17 protein-coding genes are annotated in these 15757 nt (G+C 39.6%); 3 read left to right on the top strand and 14 right to left on the bottom strand.

Translation table 11 applies throughout. The features are described from left to right. Positions 1-258 precede the first annotated feature (258 nt). Complete coding sequence (locus ACN19N_RS03290) at positions 259-1455, top strand: NAD(P)/FAD-dependent oxidoreductase (protein WP_420001957.1); 1197 nt, start codon at positions 259-261, stop codon at positions 1453-1455. 35 nt (positions 1456-1490) lie between these two features. Here ACN19N_RS03290 and ACN19N_RS03285 read toward each other — a convergent pair whose 3' ends face one another. From ACN19N_RS03285 to ACN19N_RS03275, 3 genes are all read right to left on the bottom strand, one after another. Continuing rightward, positions 1491-1670, bottom strand: coding sequence for a hypothetical protein (locus tag ACN19N_RS03285; RefSeq protein ID WP_004663725.1), 180 nt, complete (start codon positions 1668-1670; stop codon positions 1491-1493). Positions 1671-1926: 256 nt separating this feature from the next. After that, positions 1927-3489, bottom strand: a complete 1563-nt coding sequence (locus ACN19N_RS03280) for a mechanosensitive ion channel (protein ID WP_420001956.1) — start codon at positions 3487-3489, stop codon at positions 1927-1929. Between the two features lie 222 nt (positions 3490-3711). After that, positions 3712-3912 (bottom strand): hypothetical protein, encoded by a 201-nt coding sequence (locus tag ACN19N_RS03275; RefSeq protein ID WP_269230404.1) that lies wholly within the window; start codon positions 3910-3912, stop codon positions 3712-3714. A 206-nt stretch (positions 3913-4118) separates the two neighbouring features. Between ACN19N_RS03275 and ACN19N_RS03270 the strand changes: the two genes are divergently transcribed. After that, positions 4119-4541, top strand: coding sequence for a hypothetical protein (locus ACN19N_RS03270; RefSeq protein WP_016652946.1), 423 nt, complete (start codon positions 4119-4121; stop codon positions 4539-4541). Positions 4542-4561: 20 nt separating this feature from the next. Here the strand turns inward: ACN19N_RS03270 and ACN19N_RS03265 are convergent, their stop codons facing one another. Then, positions 4562-5323 (bottom strand): ferredoxin--NADP reductase, encoded by a 762-nt coding sequence (locus ACN19N_RS03265; RefSeq protein WP_420001955.1) that lies wholly within the window; start codon positions 5321-5323, stop codon positions 4562-4564. 84 nt (positions 5324-5407) lie between these two features. Between ACN19N_RS03265 and gigC the strand changes: the two genes are divergently transcribed. Continuing rightward, a complete protein-coding gene (gene gigC / locus ACN19N_RS03260) occupies positions 5408-6292 on the top strand; it encodes a LysR family transcriptional regulator GigC (RefSeq protein ID WP_004663735.1) in 885 nt (294 codons plus the stop codon). A 15-nt stretch (positions 6293-6307) separates the two neighbouring features. Here gigC and ACN19N_RS03255 read toward each other — a convergent pair whose 3' ends face one another. The 10 genes from ACN19N_RS03255 to nuoH form a co-directional block, all read right to left on the bottom strand. Next, positions 6308-7015, bottom strand: coding sequence for an excalibur calcium-binding domain-containing protein (locus tag ACN19N_RS03255; protein WP_420001954.1), 708 nt, complete (start codon positions 7013-7015; stop codon positions 6308-6310). A 189-nt stretch (positions 7016-7204) separates the two neighbouring features. Continuing rightward, a complete protein-coding gene (locus tag ACN19N_RS03250) occupies positions 7205-7498 on the bottom strand; it encodes a cold shock domain-containing protein (RefSeq protein WP_269239111.1) in 294 nt (97 codons plus the stop codon). A gap of 117 nt (positions 7499-7615) precedes the next feature. Further along, the gene (gene upp / locus ACN19N_RS03245) at positions 7616-8251 is read right to left on the bottom strand and encodes a uracil phosphoribosyltransferase (protein ID WP_004663741.1); all 636 of its coding nucleotides are present in this window, start codon (positions 8249-8251) and stop codon (positions 7616-7618) included. A 108-nt stretch (positions 8252-8359) separates the two neighbouring features. After that, positions 8360-9856 (bottom strand): NADH-quinone oxidoreductase subunit NuoN, encoded by a 1497-nt coding sequence (gene nuoN / locus ACN19N_RS03240; protein ID WP_004663743.1) that lies wholly within the window; start codon positions 9854-9856, stop codon positions 8360-8362. 3 nt (positions 9857-9859) lie between these two features. After that, the gene (gene nuoM / locus ACN19N_RS03235) at positions 9860-11458 is read right to left on the bottom strand and encodes an NADH-quinone oxidoreductase subunit M (RefSeq protein WP_420001953.1); all 1599 of its coding nucleotides are present in this window, start codon (positions 11456-11458) and stop codon (positions 9860-9862) included. Between the two features lies 1 nt (position 11459). Beyond that, entirely contained in the window at positions 11460-13355 is a 1896-nt protein-coding gene (nuoL, locus tag ACN19N_RS03230; RefSeq protein WP_420001952.1) for an NADH-quinone oxidoreductase subunit L, read from the bottom strand. Then, on the bottom strand, positions 13352-13660 hold the full coding sequence (nuoK, locus tag ACN19N_RS03225; RefSeq protein ID WP_004638057.1) for an NADH-quinone oxidoreductase subunit NuoK: 309 nt from the start codon (positions 13658-13660) through the stop codon (positions 13352-13354). Before nuoK ends, nuoL begins: the two co-directional genes overlap by 4 nt. After that, a complete protein-coding gene (gene nuoJ, locus ACN19N_RS03220; RefSeq protein WP_269239661.1) occupies positions 13660-14178 on the bottom strand; it encodes an NADH-quinone oxidoreductase subunit J in 519 nt (172 codons plus the stop codon). The genes nuoK and nuoJ overlap by 1 nt, the downstream gene beginning before the upstream one ends. Beyond that, positions 14178-14720, bottom strand: a complete 543-nt coding sequence (gene nuoI / locus ACN19N_RS03215; RefSeq protein WP_269229677.1) for an NADH-quinone oxidoreductase subunit NuoI — start codon at positions 14718-14720, stop codon at positions 14178-14180. Before nuoI ends, nuoJ begins: the two co-directional genes overlap by 1 nt. Positions 14721-14738: 18 nt before the next feature. Further along, positions 14739-15755: an NADH-quinone oxidoreductase subunit NuoH gene (gene nuoH / locus ACN19N_RS03210; protein WP_420001951.1), complete on the bottom strand. Its 1017-nt coding sequence runs from the start codon at positions 15753-15755 to the stop codon at positions 14739-14741. Between the last annotated feature and the right edge of the window lie 2 nt (positions 15756-15757).

Here is a 15757-nt window from a genome sequence, read left to right as displayed (position 1 = left end):
ACAAAATTATCTGAAAAATATCAAAATTTAATATCAAATAGAGACTGAAATCTTAATTTTATTTTACATCAGCACATGCTCATTTTTTATTACGCTAAAGATCATTTTTAAAAAAACTGTACATTTTTTGTATCCAATAATGTAAACCACAGAGATCTTCATATCGATTACAAATAATTTGGGCATTATGAATTGTGCGTACTAAACTTCGCTTAAATCTTTTATAATCGCTCGCTTTTCGTCTACCGAGTAATCCTCATGGTTCATCAAGTTGATGTTGTTGTTTTAGGTGCAGGTGCATCAGGCTTGATGTTGGCTGCAGAGGCTGGTAAACGTGGACGTTCCGTTGTCGTATTAGAAAAAGCCAATAAAGTAGGTAAAAAAATTCTAATGTCTGGTGGTGGCAAGTGTAACTTCACTAACCTAGATGTTGAACCTTCAAATTATATTTCTGAAAATCCACACTTTGTTATTTCAGCACTCACTCGTTACACCAACTGGGATTTTATTGGTTTGGTCTGCGAATATGGTATTGAATATGAAGAACGTAAACACGGTCAGCTATTTACAATCAAAGGTGCAAAAGAAATCCTCGAACTTTTACTTGCAGAGTGCAATAAAGCGAAACGGGTTCAGATTCAGACCCATTGCGAAGTACAAAGCATAACAGCACAAACAGATTCAGGTTTTATCATTGAAACCAATCAAGGCACTTATCACTGTGAATCTCTCGTTGTGGCGACTGGTGGCTTATCTATTCCAACACTAGGAGGCTCTGGTTTTGGATATGAACTTGCTCAACAGTTTGGACACCATGTTTTTCCTACCCGTGCGGGTCTAGTCCCCTTCACCTTTTCGGACCATTTTAAAGAAGTCACAACACGCTTAAGTGGTAATGCTTTAGATGCAACACTGGTGAATGATCGCCATCAATTTACTGAAGCTTTGTTATTTACTCATCGAGGCTTAAGTGGACCAAGTTCATTACAGCTCTCAAATTATTGGCATGTGGGTGAAAGCTTTAAAATTGATTTTTTTCCGAGCCAAGATTTAGTTCAATTCTTTAAGGAAAAGAAAAAGTCGCAACCCAAAGTTCTGCTCAGAACTTTGCTCAGTGAATTCACGGCGAAAAGTATCGTGCTTGAGCTACAACGACTAATTTGGGCAGAACAAAGTGAAACTGCGATTGGCAATTTTAGCGATTTACAACTAGAGCAAATTGCTGATCAATTGCACGCCTTTTCTGTTAAGCCATCTGGAACTGAAGGATATCGTACTGCTGAAGTCACATTAGGTGGCGTAGACACCAGCGAAGTTTCTTCAAAAACCATGGAAAGTAAAAAGCAGAAAGGCTTATATTTTATCGGTGAAGTACTCGATGTAACAGGTCATTTGGGAGGGTATAACTTCCAATGGGCATGGTCTTCGGCTCAAGCCGCGGCTCAATTTGTTTAGTTCACTTAACACATTAAGCCGATTGCTAAATAACACTAAGCATGATGATCTGAAGAATTAGCGGCTTCTGTAGAAGATACTTTTTGAGTATTTTCAATTGGTTTTTCTTTGGCTGTATTTGATTTCGCAACAACAAATTTGTACGCACTCGCCAAAAAACCTACAGTAATACCTGCAATTATAATCGGTGCAAATACGCGATTTGGCCTCTTCATTTCACTCTCCTCTATAGAATTTTTATTTAGAGACTATTGATACTTTATCTATAAATGAATTGCTTTTCAGGTCAAATTTTTGATTAATCCGATTAAACTACAGTTATATGTACTCTAAAACTCAGTTTTAGGTCTCGTTTTTCTAAAATATGCCCTAATCACGATATAGATAAAAACTCAATAATGCTTATACAAACAAAACCACCACCCTGCTTAGAGTGGTCGAATTGGTTCAAAAAATCAAAGATTTTTTTTACTATTCATCTGAATAAGGTGGAGTCGGTGGTGTTATTGGTGGTACCGAAGGGCTTGGTGTGATTTCTTTATGTAACGGATTTGGTTGCTTAGCTTCATTCTTTGCCTTATCTAATAAATCTGTCAATAAGCGTTCTGCAGGTTGACGACCACCTAAACCAAATGCCAAGGCAAAAGCAACTGCAACTGAACCAAGCGTCAAACCAAAAGCCAAATTCACAATTGAATCTGCAATACCCATAGCTTTTAGACCCATCGCAATCACTAAGCCCATAATTAAAATACGAACTAGGTTTGCTAACCAACGTGAACTATTGTACTCACCACGTTGAACCACATTCGCCACAACATTGGCGAGCCAGAATCCAATCACCAAAATGACTGCACCCAGTAAAATACTGGCACCAAATTGAGTAAACATCGCAATCAGTACACTGACTTGCTCTAATCCAAGTCGATTCGCAGCTTCTGAAACAGCAAACAGCATGGTAAAGAAAATGATTAAGTAGCCAATCACATCAGAAACACGGGTTTGTCCAAGGAATCGTTGCAAATCAAGCTTGATTGGAATTTCATCAACACCGGCACCTGAAATCAACTCAGCCACTAAACGTCCAACAAAACGAGACACAATATAGGCAACGATTAGAATTAAACCAGCTGCAATAATTTGTGGAATTGCATACATTATTTCATTCAACATCGCTGTTGCCGGTTGAGAAATCGCTTGGATTCCTAAAGCTTCAAATGCCACGATCAACGCTGTGATGACAATAATTGCAAACACAAATGAGCCTAAAAATTTCGATACATTTGAGTTTTTAAATAATCCTACTTTTTCAGCTTGAGTTTGTAGTCCCAAGCTATTACTTAATCCCTCAACAATACCACGCACAATTTTGGCGAGAATATAACCTACAAAAATGATCACACCCGCAATAAACAAATTAGGCAGATAAGCAATCGCTTCGTTTACCATGTTTTGTACAGGAATCAGCAGTCCTGTTAAACCTAAAATAGACAGCACAATTGGTAAAAATAGTAATAAAACCAACCAGTAAAAAATTTCTGCGATATTACTACTTAAAGCGTTAACACCAACTTCACTGCTTAGCTTCTCATCTAATTCTGTTCTAGATAATACATTGGTCAATCCAGCACGTACCAAACGCGCCACAATCCAACCAATAAATCCTACTGCAACGGCAGCAAATAAGTTTGGTATATAAGCAAGTACTCGTCCTACCATATTGCTAAACGGGTCACTTACACCACTAATATTTAAAACATTGAGTGAGCCAACCACAGCGAGAATCATGATAAACCAAAACACCAATTTGGAAACCAAGTTTTCAATATTGGGTGTATGACCAGTTGCCGAAGATAACTTGTGATTGGTATCAAGCTTTTGCAATAGTCGCTTTACACCTGCGGCAATGACTAAGGCAATAATCCAACCCACTAGTAAGATCACGATTGCTGCAAAAATTGGATGAAACTGATCCCAATAATACATGGCATCAAATCCCCCTCGATGCGAGGGATCATTAAAAAATTCATTCATGCGAGTTATCCTTATATTGTATTTTTAAATCTTGATATAAATCACCCATCACTGTTCTATGTTGAAACACACAAACTATGAATGTTTATCACCTTAGTTTTTGTCGATTTTTCAATCAATCGACAGCATCACTAATACAACAAAAAGCACTCATAATTTTGCAAAAAAGCTCATTAGTTCACACTAATGAGCTTTTAGATAAATTGTTTTGGTCAACGCCATTTAAGCATTCAGAATTACAGACTGCAGATTTGACATCATCACTTGAGCAGTTGGATTTGCTGAATGATCGGCGATCATAAATACAAGCAACGCTATCAGAAAAATTCCAACTATTAATAACATATAGACTGGTAATTTCCTTTTACGTGCAATTTCTTCCTTACTTGCCACATGAGGTTGTGGCTTACTAAAATCATGCATCATAGCAGCCCTCATCCTTTTATTTGTTAGGCTTTTATCTTAGCAATACTCAATGTTGCATTGTGTGAAAAAGCTTCGGACTATCGTTGCTGTGTTTGCAAAACTCTACTTTTTTTATTTATTTTTTTGTTTAAAATATAGTCGGTTTTAGAATACGCTAAAAATAAGCTATACTAGTCGGCTTCGTTTCTCACATGTTTTGCTTTATGTCCTATAGTCAACAAAGTGTTTCTCTTGATTTAGACACGGATGTTACTCATCAATGTTTTTTACATCACACACGTGATGAACATTTAATAGGAATTATTGAGTTTAATAAGCCAAGCTATATCTTAAAGTGGGGAGATTTAGAATACTTCCGTCGTCGTACTGAAGAATTCTCCGTCATGCCTTTACCTGATTGTGTAAATGCAATGATTATCGATATTCGAAATGTCCAACCTTTTTTAGACAATGAAGTGCCTATTTTACCTTGGCGCCTACTCGAAGAAGATTGCCCTGTTCGCCTTGTTGTTCCTCAAGACCGTTTAGAACATTATATTGGTATTTTTGAACCAACATGGCTAAATACCGATGTCGATACTGCCATTCAAGAAATCCGTGAATTTATGGATATGTTTGTACATTAAGACATATCCATACCATACGACTACCAATAATTCTCTACTGCAATATTACCTTCACCACGACGATTCATGGTTAAACCACGTTTTTTGAGTGCTTCTTTGGTATCCTCAACCATCTGAGGATTACCACACAACATCACATGACTACTTGCAGGGTTCAAAGCTAATCCTGATGCTTTTTCTAATTCACCATTACCAATTAAAATTGGGAGTCGATCATGTAATGCGGCTTTGGGATCACGGGTAATAATCGGAATGAATTTAAATCCAGAATGCCCTTCACCAAATGATGCTGCGATTTCTTCAATACGTTCCATATAAGCCAACTCAGACTCTGTGCGGACGCTATAAACCAGATGAATATGTTTATATTTATTCCAAGTTTCAAAGTCTTGTAACATGCATAGAAATGGTGCAAGTCCAGTACCAGTCCCCAATAGCCAAAGATCTTGCGGTAAAGGTTGTTGATACCTTGCCAAAGTCAAATAACCATAAGATATTTTATCTAAATAAAGTTCATCACCAACTTTAAGATGTTGCAAATTTGACGTAAATGCACCATCGGGAACAACAATCGAAAAGAATTCTAAAGTTTCATCAAAGGGCGAAGAAACAACAGAATAAGCTCTTACAACTAACTCACCATCAACCATTAAACCAATTCGCGCAAACTGCCCTGCTGTAAATTTAAAATGAGCAGGTCGAGTCATGGTGAAACTAAAAAGATTGTGAGCCCAACGATGAACAGATAGAACTTTTTCTACGCTAAATTTTTCAATTGACATGATTTGAACGTGGCACGAAACAGTAGGCTCATGTTAGCATGATCGAATAATTGATGGATACTCAAAACATTAAGGCTATTTAACATGCGCATGACCTTACGCCAATTGGCTGTTTTCGTGGCGGTTGCACAAGAAGGAACGGTAACCAAAGCGAGTGATGCTGTCAGACTGACACAAAGTGCAGCAAGTATGGCTTTAGCTGATTTAGAAGATGGCTTAGGTGCGCCTTTATTTGACCGTTTAGGCAAGCGTTTACAACTGAATGATTTGGGGCGTTTTTTATTGCCTCAAGCTTTAGAAATTTTAGGTCGCTGCGAATCGTTTGAACAAGCCGCTAAAGGTGAACTGCAAAGCATTGATTTACGTTTAGGTGCAACCTTAACGATCAGTGATTATTTAATGCCTGATCTTATGGCTGAATTTTTACAGCATCATCCTCAAGCCCATCTTCAATTACAAGTCGGCAATACTCGCCAAATGATTGAAGCAGTGAATCAATTTCAGCTCGATTTAGCCTTGATCGAAGGTTCTTGTCATTTGCCTCAATTGCAATGTATTCATTGGCGAGATGATGAACTTGCAGTTTGCTGTGCGCCTGATCATCCTCTGGCAAAGTTAGATCGCCCAATTACACCAGCAGATTTCCATGAGGTTGAATGGATTTTACGTGAAGAAGGCTCAGGCACACGTGAAGTTTTTGACAATGCGATTTTACAAGATCTACCAGATGCCAATATCCGTTTAACTCTTGGTCATAACGAAGCAATTTTAAAAATTGTTGCTGGTGGTTTGGGGATGTCTTGTGTTTCAAGACTCGCGATCGAACCGCTGGAAGAGAAAGGTCAACTGGTTATTCTTAATACACCTTATTGGCAATTAACTCGCCCATTGTACATGTTAGTGCATCGTCAAAAATACCAAGGTCCTGGACTAAAAGCCTTTTTACATTTTTGTGAAGATCAGGTTTAAGCCTGATCTTTTATTTTAATGTCTAAATTGGCGCTCACATGGTTCACCATCATTATTTCCATCCATTTCTGTATCTGGACAATTTCTTAAAAAGAAGACAGCCTCTTCATACGAACGCATTTGAGAACAGTGAGTTCGCCCATCACATTGAAAATGATTGGGGTTGCTATTTACTGCTTGAGTATTGGCGATTTTTAGCATTTTTTGGATGATAGGCTGATTTACCAATTCATTACGATGCAAAGAGCCTTGAATAAAACCATACACCAAATAGCCAATTACGCCAACAATAACGACAGTGATGAGTGTCCCAAACACACCTCCTGATTCATGCTCTTGTTTAGATTTTCGTCTTGAACGAGATACAATTGGTTCAGAAATTGTATTATATGAATTTCGTGATGAGGAATTTACAGATACAGTCTTAATTTCTTGGACATTTCCCACAATTCTCAAAGTATTCTGGGTATTTTGCAAACCCTCTAAAGCACGCTGACAACTTCTTAAAAAGTCATTTTGATTGGTCAATTGGAAATTTTCATGTACCACTTTATTACGCATAGTGGCTATCCAACGTATATTCTTCACTAGCCCAACTTCAAGCTGATATTCAATGCTAGTTAATTTTTCATGCAAACCACGCCCAGTAGCTCCAAATTTTTGCTCCAGCAATGCTTCCAAAGCCTTACTTTGAGTAACTACAACATCAATATCACTTTGCATAACGGAAACCCCATTCTTTATTATATTTTTTAATTGTTCCAGTTTTTAGCATCAGATTATCCCAAAAAATTCAACACGTAATATATCAAATTTGACATCATCACAAAAAAATAAGGCTGCCCTGTTGGACTGCGATAAAGTAAAAGCAAGTATTTTTATTTGCTGATGAGCGATTCATCATGCATTCTCCTAACGCCGAAAGTTTGACAACAATTCTGATGTAATCGATTCATTATGAGCCAATATTTTATTTTTTTTAGTTTTTGCAGGATTCGGATCTACTCGTTCAATTTGTACTGCTTTAAATTTCCCATTATTTTCTAGGGCTACAAATTTTACTTTTTCATTGCGTTTCGGCTCACCTTCCGCTGCTGGAAAATCTGAAATATGAAAAAAGATCTCGCCTTCAGCAGTTGCAATAAAACCAAACCCTTTGTCTGGATTATATTGTTTAACTTTTCCCTGATAAAATTCTTTTTTCATGACATTCACCTAATTTTGCAAGTACTGTATTTCAGTATATAAAAAAAGAGACTTTAAATCCTCCCCTGAAAACCGTACGGTTGGATTAAGTCTCTTTTTTAAGCATATTTTCAAAAATTAATCTTTTTGAACGCTACCAAAAATCTTATCACCCGCATCACCAAGACCTGGAACGATATAGCCATCCTCATTCAAACCTTGGTCAATCGATGCCGTATAGATACGTACGTCAGGGTGCGCAGCTTCTACTTTTGCAACACCTTCAGGTGCAGCAACCAAAACCATAACACGTATATCTTTACAACCACTTGCTTTAAGCACATCAATTGCCGCAATAAGTGAATTACCCGTCGCCAGCATTGGATCAATAATCATCGCTAAGCGATTGGCAACATCAGGTACTAATTTTTTATAGTAAGTACGGACCTCTAAAGTCGCCTCATCACGCTCTAAACCCAAAACACTCACTTTGGCACTTGGGATCAAGCTCAGTACGCCTTCAAGCATACCAATTCCAGCACGTAGAATCGGTACAATTGTAATCTTCTTACCCGCAATACGTTGAGTCGAAACTTTACCAGCCCAACCATCAATTTCATGATCGACAACAGGCAGATCCTTAGTTGCTTCATAAGTGAGTAACATCGTGACTTCTTGTGCCAATTCACGAAAGTTCTTTGTGCTAATGTCTGAACGGCGTAATAAACCAAGTTTATGACGAATAAGCGGATGGCGAATTTCTTGAATCGACACGAGTAAGTACCTAACTAATATTAATCTTTGAGTATTATAGAGTGTTTTTTTACTCTTCATTAAAAAAAGCCCCCAAATTTTGGAGGCTTTTTTGTACAAATCAAATCATTATTGTTGTTGAGACAACATGAAATGCAATGGAGAAAGAATTTCTGACTTCAATGCCAAATTGATCATTGGATCTGGGTAGATACCGAGTAATAATACAAGCAATGCTGCACCGAGTACCATGATACCACCAACTTTAGTTCCCCAATGTGCATCAGCATCAATACGAGGTGTTTCTGGTGGTGTCATATACATTACGATCATCACACGTAAGTAGTAATACAAGCCTATACCACTTCCTACAACGACCATTGCAGCCAAGAACCAATGTTGAGTTGTTACAGCAGCCATTACCACAAGGAATTTACCAATAAAACCTGCAGTTAATGGAATCCCTGCTAATGACAACATCATCACTGTTAATGTTGCAGTCAAAATCGGACGACGCCAGAACAAACCACGGTAGTCTGCAAGACTTTGTGCTTCATCAACGTTGTTATATGGACTAGACATTAACGCAACTGCACCAAATGCACCGATTGTTGTAAATACATAAGTAATCACATAAACCGTTACACTGCCTAAACTTGCATAAGTCATACTAATCAAAGCAATCAACAAGTAACCAAAGTGTGCAATTGATGAATAACCAAGGATGCGTTTTAAGTTAACTTGACGTACTGCAAGTAAGTTACCGACCAAAATTGATAACACAGCAATGACTGTCAAAACAGTCACTATTGATTCAACTAAGATTGCACCAGAACTTAATAAGTAACGTACAAATAAACCAATCGTTGCAACTTTGGCAGCCGTTGCCAAGAATGTCGCCATAGGTGCTGGTGCACCTGCATACACATCAGGCGTCCATTTATGGAATGGTGCAAGTGAGAGCTTAAATGCAACAGCAAAGATAATGAGACCTAGACCTAATAGCACCATTGGTTGCTTGATCGCAGTCATCAAAGCTTGAACAGAATCATAGAATGACAATGAACCTGTATACGCATAGATATACGCCATACCCATCAACAACATCGCAGATGCAGTTGCTGAGAGTACAAGATACTTAATTCCCGCTTCTAAAGATTGGCTACGTTGATGCGTGTAAGCCAACATACCATACACAGGAATTGACATTAACTCTAAGCTAATGAAGAAAGCAGCGTAATGAGAACTTGCAACCAATAGCATTGCACCTGCTACAGAACAAAGTAACAAGATATAAAGTTCTTCACGATTATCTTTATACGTTTCAATGTAAGCATGTGAAAGCGTGCTACAAGCCAAAGCAGCAATCAAAATCAGGAATTGGTAGAGCATGGTAAATGGATCAACCATAAACATGCCCATCACGTTTGCAGGGACAAAATGCCCGCTAAACATGGTATATGCAATTAGAATTGCAGAAAGGTTTAGACCCACAACTGTCGTTGTTGCAATCAGATTATGATTACGTTTAATCGCAATCAATAACATCACAACAACTGCAGTCAATGCCACAATCATCGCTGGGGCAAGTGGCATAAGCTCAGAAAAAGAAAGTGTGAAGTTCATGGTTTATCGCATCTCCACTTGTTCAAGTTGAGTCGCAGTCTGTTGAACAGTTTCGACAACTTCTTGTACTGGCATATAACTATTGACTAACCACTGCATACTTGAATGTGACATATCCAAGAATGTCTGTGGGTAAAGTCCTAACCAAAGTAAACCAATCACACAGATCATCAAAATACTAACTTCACGTACTGATAAATCTTTCAGTGGACTCGTGTAGTGTTGCTTTTGTTCAGCATTTGGTTCGCCAAAAAGTGCTTTGTGAATCAGAATCAGACCGTAAAGACCTGCAAATACTAAACTTACTGCAGCAATGATGGTGAAGGCTGGATAAGCTTTAAATGAACCCATAAGAATCAAGAATTCACCAATAAAGTTACCTAGACCAGGTACACCGACAAGCGCTGCAACAAAGAACATCAGGAAAAATGGCAAGTATTGCAGTTGACCACGAAGACCACCCATTAAACGTAAATCACGGGTATGTAAACGTTCATACACTTGACCAGACATAATGAACAATGCAGCAGATGACAAGCCATGTGCCAACATCATGATCATCAAACCTTGGAAAGTTAGAATATTACCTGCGTAGATTGCAAGTAAAATGAAACCCATGTGTGAAATAGACGTATACGCAAGCAGACGTTTCATGTCTGTTTGTTGGTACGCTAAGAATGCACCGTAGAAAATACCAATCAGACCCAAAATAATTGCAATATCAGCAAACTGAGCTGACGCTGCTGGGAAGAATGGAATCACGAAACGAAGTAGACCGTACGCTGCTGTCTTAATCAAAATACCCGCTAAGTCCACAGAACCCGCTGTTGGTGCTTGTGCATGCGCATCAGGTAACCAACCGTGTAATGGGAATACAGGTAATTTAACTGCAAAACCAACAAAGAAACACAACATAAGTGCATATGCAACTTCTGGTGGTAAGTGGTTTGCAACAGCCAATAAGTAGCTGTAATCAAAACCAATCATACCTGTCATCATATATCCATAGACCACTAAGCCTAAGATACCGATTAACATGATTAAACCAGCAATTTGTGTATATAAGAAGAATTTAGTTGCAGCATAAACACGTGAACGACCATTTGATCCTGAGTGTCCCCATAACGCAATCAAGAAATAGATTGGTACAAGCATCATCTCCCAAAAGAAGAAGAACAAGAATAAGTCAATTGCAAGGAATACACCGATAACCCCACCTAAACTCCAAAGGAGGTTTAAGTGGAAGAAACCAACATTCTTTTGAATTTCACCCCATGAACAACCAACAGCAAGCACACCAAGTAACGCTGTAAGTAAAACCATGAGTAGAGATAAACCATCCACAGCCAAGTGAATGCTAATCCCTAAAGTCTGAATCCATGGGAGATGGAATTCAGCCGCCCAAGTTGGGACTTTACCGCCCAACTCGTAGCTATATGTACCAGTTTGCCATAGTGCAATACCCAAACCAAAGGTAATGAGCATACCAATCAAGGCAATCCAACGCGGTAAGTATTGGTCAAATTTATCAACCAACCAACAAATAAAACCAGCAATGAAAGGAACTAAAATCAGTGCGGGTAAAATTAAATTGTTTTCCATTTTATTTCCCCACAACCTGAACTACGATCAAGATCATCAATAACACCACTACACCGAGTGACATGCTTGATGCGTATTCACGCAATGAACCTGTTTGACGCGAACTTGTAAAGCTATTACCACCCTTCACAATTGCAGGGAGCACTAACCATAAACCGTCAACTGGATCACGACCTAAAATTTTCGCAATCAATAAATAAGGTTTTACAAATACGATGTCATACAAAGCATCGAAACCAAATGCTGTACGGCAAATGTGCGCTAGACCTGAACCCAAAGATGTTTGAGCAAAAGCTTTTACTGCACCGTATGCAAAAGCAAACAAGAAGATACCCACAGCTAAACCAACAAGGGCAACACCACTTGCTAAATGTTCTGCATGTGCAACCGCTTCTTCTAAAGCTTCAGGAACAACAAAGCTTGGAATACTTGCAGCAGTCAATAATTTTGCAACAGGTGCTTGTAAGAAATAACCAACACCTGTTGATAAGGTCGCAAGAATTGCAAGTGGTGCCCAGTAAGTTACGCCATGAATGGCATGTGCATGGGTTTTTTCTTCGCCAAAGAATACCACCCAGATTAGACGGAACGTATAGATAGACGTTAAGAATGCACCAGCAACACCTACCCAATACAACGTATTATAAAGTGGAAGGTTTGCAATCGTAGACTGTGCATATACTGCACCTAAAATCGCATCTTTAGAGAAGAAGCCAACTGTTACGATTGGAAGTGCAGCTAATGCGCCACCACCGATTACGAAACACCAGAATACAAATGGAATCTTTTTACGTAATCCACCCATTTTGAAAATGTTTTGTTCGTGATGACATGCAAGAATCACTGCACCTGAAGAAAGGAACAATAACGCTTTGAAGAATGCGTGAGCAAGCATGTGGAATAAACCAGCTTGATACGCCTCAGCACCCACTGCCATAAACATATAACCGAGCTGACTCATGGTTGAGTAAGCCAAGATACGTTTGATATCGGTTTGAACCAATGCAGCAAAACCAGCTACAAGTAAGGTTACTGCACCTGTAATCGAGATGAACTGCATTACTTCTGGTGCCATTTCCATCACAGAGAACATACGGCAGCATAAGTACACACCCGCTGTAACCATCGTTGCAGCGTGGATCAATGCAGATACTGGTGTAGGACCAGCCATCGCATCAGCTAACCAAGTTTGTAATGGAATTTGCGCTGATTTACCTGCCGCACCTAAGAACAACATCAATGCTGTCCAAATCGACAATGATGAACTTTGCGTCATCACAGTCGCTGCATGTTCAACAATGTACTGTGTATTCAACGTACCAAACTGTTGATAGAGCAAGAACAATGCGATGAGTAAGAAAACATCACCCACACGTGTTACGGTGAATGCTTTGATTGCTGCCCAACCATTTGCAGGGTTTGAGTAGTAGAAACCAATCAATAGGTATGAACACAGACCTACGCCTTCCCAACCTAAGAACAATAACGCCAAGTTATCGCCGAGTACCAACAACAACATGCTGGCAACGAATAAGTTGAAATAAGAGAAGAAACGTGCGTAATCTTCTTCGCCACGCATATACCATGATGCAAAGATGTGAATCAGGAAACCAACACCTGTGATCATACCTGTCATCAATAATGACAAACCATCAAGGTGCAAGCTGATGCCTGGCTCAAAACCGCCAACACTGAACCACGTCCATAAGTGTTGGACAAAAACGGTTTGGCCACTGCTGGTAAATGCAAGGCCCGCGATTAAAGCAAATAACGCAGATAAACCAACTGAACCGACACCAATAATGGCAGCCACATTTTCAGACAGTTTGTTACGCCCTGCCGCTAACAGGATAAAACCAATGAGCGGAAATAAAACGGTTAAATATAATGTACTCATCCGCGCATCTCACTAGCAGCATCCACATCCAAGTGATGGAAGCGATGATAAAACTGAAGGACGATCGCAAGACCAATACACGCCTCTGCCGCAGCAAGCGTTAGGATCAAAATGAACATCACTTGTCCATCTGGTTGAGCCCAAACACTACCTGCCAAAACAAATGCCAATGCAGCAGCATTCATCATCACTTCAAGGCTCATTAGCATAAATAATAGGTTGCGTCGCACCATTACACCGTAAAAACCCAGTGCAAAAAGGATGGTTGCAACAATCAAACCATGTTCTAAAGGGATGTGTCCCATTATTGTTTATCCTCTTCTGCACTTGGTTCACGTTTGCCTAAGTGATATGCAGCAACTAAGGCTGCAAGCAATAACATCGCGGCAACTTCTACCAATAATAGATAGTGAGTAAATAATGCTTGACCGACTGCTTTAGGACCTACAATTTCTGTACCTAATGGTGCAGAAATCGTGGTGTATTCTCCACCCAACATCCAAACCAAAACCAAGCCCAATAAGAAACTCATTAATGCAGGATATGCCCATGCATCAGAACTCAACCATTTACGTTCTTGTTCAACCGTATCTTGTCCAAGGTTCAACATCATGACCACAAAGACGAACAAGACCATGATCGCACCAGCATAAACAATAATCTCAAGTGCACCAGCAAAAGGCGCACCCACGATCATGAAAATACCAGCAACAGCAAGTAAAGAAACGATTAAGCTTAAAAGAGCATGTACGGGATTCGTATTTGTCACAACACGAATTGTCGATACGATGGCCACAAGTGCCATCAAATAAAATGGCCACATCATGGTAATAAGCTCCGTACATCAACTGGTGCACTTTCTTTTTGTGCTTGACCTTTTTCCTTACCATTTACTGCCATACCAGTAACACGGTAGAAGTTATAGTCAGGATATTTGCCTGGGCCAGAAATCAATAAGTTTTCTTTTTCATAAACCAAGTCTTGGCGTACATATTCAGCAAGTTCAAAATCTGGAGTCATCTGAATTGCAGTTGTAGGACAAGCTTCTTCACACATACCGCAGAAAATGCAGCGTGAAAAGTTAATACGGAAAAATTCTGGATACCAACGTCCATCTTCTTTTTCCGCTTTTTGTAATGAAATACAGCCAACAGGACATGCAACCGCACAAAGGTTACATGCCACACAACGCTCTTCACCATCTGGATCACGCGTCAAGATGATGCGACCACGAAAGCGTGGAGGCACAATTTGTTCAGCTGGTACTTCTGGATATAAAATCGTGTCACGTTTACGTGTTACATGGCTAAACACCATCCACAACGAACGGACAATCGTTCCAAATCCAGCTAGAATTTTATACATTTTGTACTCCCTGCTGTCCTAGGCCTGATTCATCAGAATCACAGCACCAGTCACTAACAAGTTGACCAACGCCAATGGCAAACAAACTTTCCAACCAAAGTTCATCACTTGGTCATAACGTGGACGCATTAAAGAACCACGCGCCAATACAAACATCATTACAAAGAATGCTGTTTTAATCACGAACCAAAAAACTGGTGGAACAAATGGAATTTCTAAGTTAAATGGTGCAAGCCATCCGCCGAAGAATAACGTTACGATCAGTGCAGAGATTAAAACCACGTTGACGTATTCCGCAACGAAGAACATCCCCCACTTCATCCCACCATATTCAACATGATAACCTTCCGCCAATTCTTGCTCAGCTTCTGGTTGGTCAAATGGATGACGATGCGTCACTGCAACACCAGCAATAACAAAGATAATGAAACCAATGAATTGTGGAATAACAAACCAAACATCACGTTGAGCTTCAACGATTTCACGTAGATTGAATGAGCCTGCAATCGTAACCACACCCATCAATGAGATACCCAAGAACACTTCATAAGAAATAGTTTGAGCAGCAGAACGAAGACCACCGAGTAACGAGTATTTGTTGTTAGACGCCCAACCACCAAATAGCACTGCATAAACTGCAATACCCGCCATTGCCATAAAGAACAATAGACCGATACTCATATCCGCAACGCCCAGTGTAGGACTTACTGGGATGACCATAAACGAAAGTACCGCAGTTGCCATCGCAACTGCTGGTGCTAAACGAAAAGTCAGCTTGTCAGCAAACTTTGGTGTCCAGTCTTCTTTGAACATGATCTTGAGCATGTCGGCAACGATCTGGAACATACCACCCGGACCAACACGGTTTGGACCATAACGGTCTTGCCATAATGCCAAGAGACGACGCTCAATAAATGACATTAATGCAGCAACCAAAACCACCACCAACAGGATCACAACCGCTTGAATCACTGAATAAGCGATTGGCCAGTTCTCAGCCCAAAGTGGCGTTTGACGTATAATTTCTTGATTCATGA

The organism is Acinetobacter sp. LF10 (genome assembly GCF_048585715.1).
GTDB lineage: Bacteria > Pseudomonadota > Gammaproteobacteria > Pseudomonadales > Moraxellaceae > Acinetobacter.
This window is presented reverse-complemented; position numbering and strand designations above follow the sequence as displayed.

Bases quoted from the DNA above. Each gene is read 5' to 3' on its own strand.
- ACN19N_RS03290 (WP_420001957.1), top strand. From the start codon at position 259: ATGGTTCATCAAGTTGATGTTGTTGTTTTAGGTGCAGGTGCATCAGGC.
- ACN19N_RS03285 (WP_004663725.1), bottom strand. From the start codon at position 1,670: ATGAAGAGGCCAAATCGCGTATTTGCACCGATTATAATTGCAGGTATT.
- ACN19N_RS03280 (WP_420001956.1), bottom strand. From the start codon at position 3,489: ATGAATGAATTTTTTAATGATCCCTCGCATCGAGGGGGATTTGATGCC.
- ACN19N_RS03275 (WP_269230404.1), bottom strand. From the start codon at position 3,912: ATGCATGATTTTAGTAAGCCACAACCTCATGTGGCAAGTAAGGAAGAA.
- ACN19N_RS03270 (WP_016652946.1), top strand. From the start codon at position 4,119: ATGTCCTATAGTCAACAAAGTGTTTCTCTTGATTTAGACACGGATGTT.
- ACN19N_RS03265 (WP_420001955.1), bottom strand. From the start codon at position 5,323: ATGTCAATTGAAAAATTTAGCGTAGAAAAAGTTCTATCTGTTCATCGT.
- gigC (WP_004663735.1), top strand. From the start codon at position 5,408: ATGCGCATGACCTTACGCCAATTGGCTGTTTTCGTGGCGGTTGCACAA.
- ACN19N_RS03255 (WP_420001954.1), bottom strand. From the start codon at position 7,015: ATGCAAAGTGATATTGATGTTGTAGTTACTCAAAGTAAGGCTTTGGAA.
- ACN19N_RS03250 (WP_269239111.1), bottom strand. From the start codon at position 7,498: ATGAAAAAAGAATTTTATCAGGGAAAAGTTAAACAATATAATCCAGAC.
- nuoN (WP_004663743.1), bottom strand. From the start codon at position 9,856: ATGAACTTCACACTTTCTTTTTCTGAGCTTATGCCACTTGCCCCAGCG.
- nuoM (WP_420001953.1), bottom strand. From the start codon at position 11,458: ATGGAAAACAATTTAATTTTACCCGCACTGATTTTAGTTCCTTTCATT.
- nuoL (WP_420001952.1), bottom strand. From the start codon at position 13,355: ATGAGTACATTATATTTAACCGTTTTATTTCCGCTCATTGGTTTTATC.
- nuoK (WP_004638057.1), bottom strand. From the start codon at position 13,660: ATGGGACACATCCCTTTAGAACATGGTTTGATTGTTGCAACCATCCTT.
- nuoJ (WP_269239661.1), bottom strand. From the start codon at position 14,178: ATGTGGCCATTTTATTTGATGGCACTTGTGGCCATCGTATCGACAATT.
- nuoI (WP_269229677.1), bottom strand. From the start codon at position 14,720: ATGTATAAAATTCTAGCTGGATTTGGAACGATTGTCCGTTCGTTGTGG.
- nuoH (WP_420001951.1), bottom strand. From the start codon at position 15,755: ATGAATCAAGAAATTATACGTCAAACGCCACTTTGGGCTGAGAACTGG.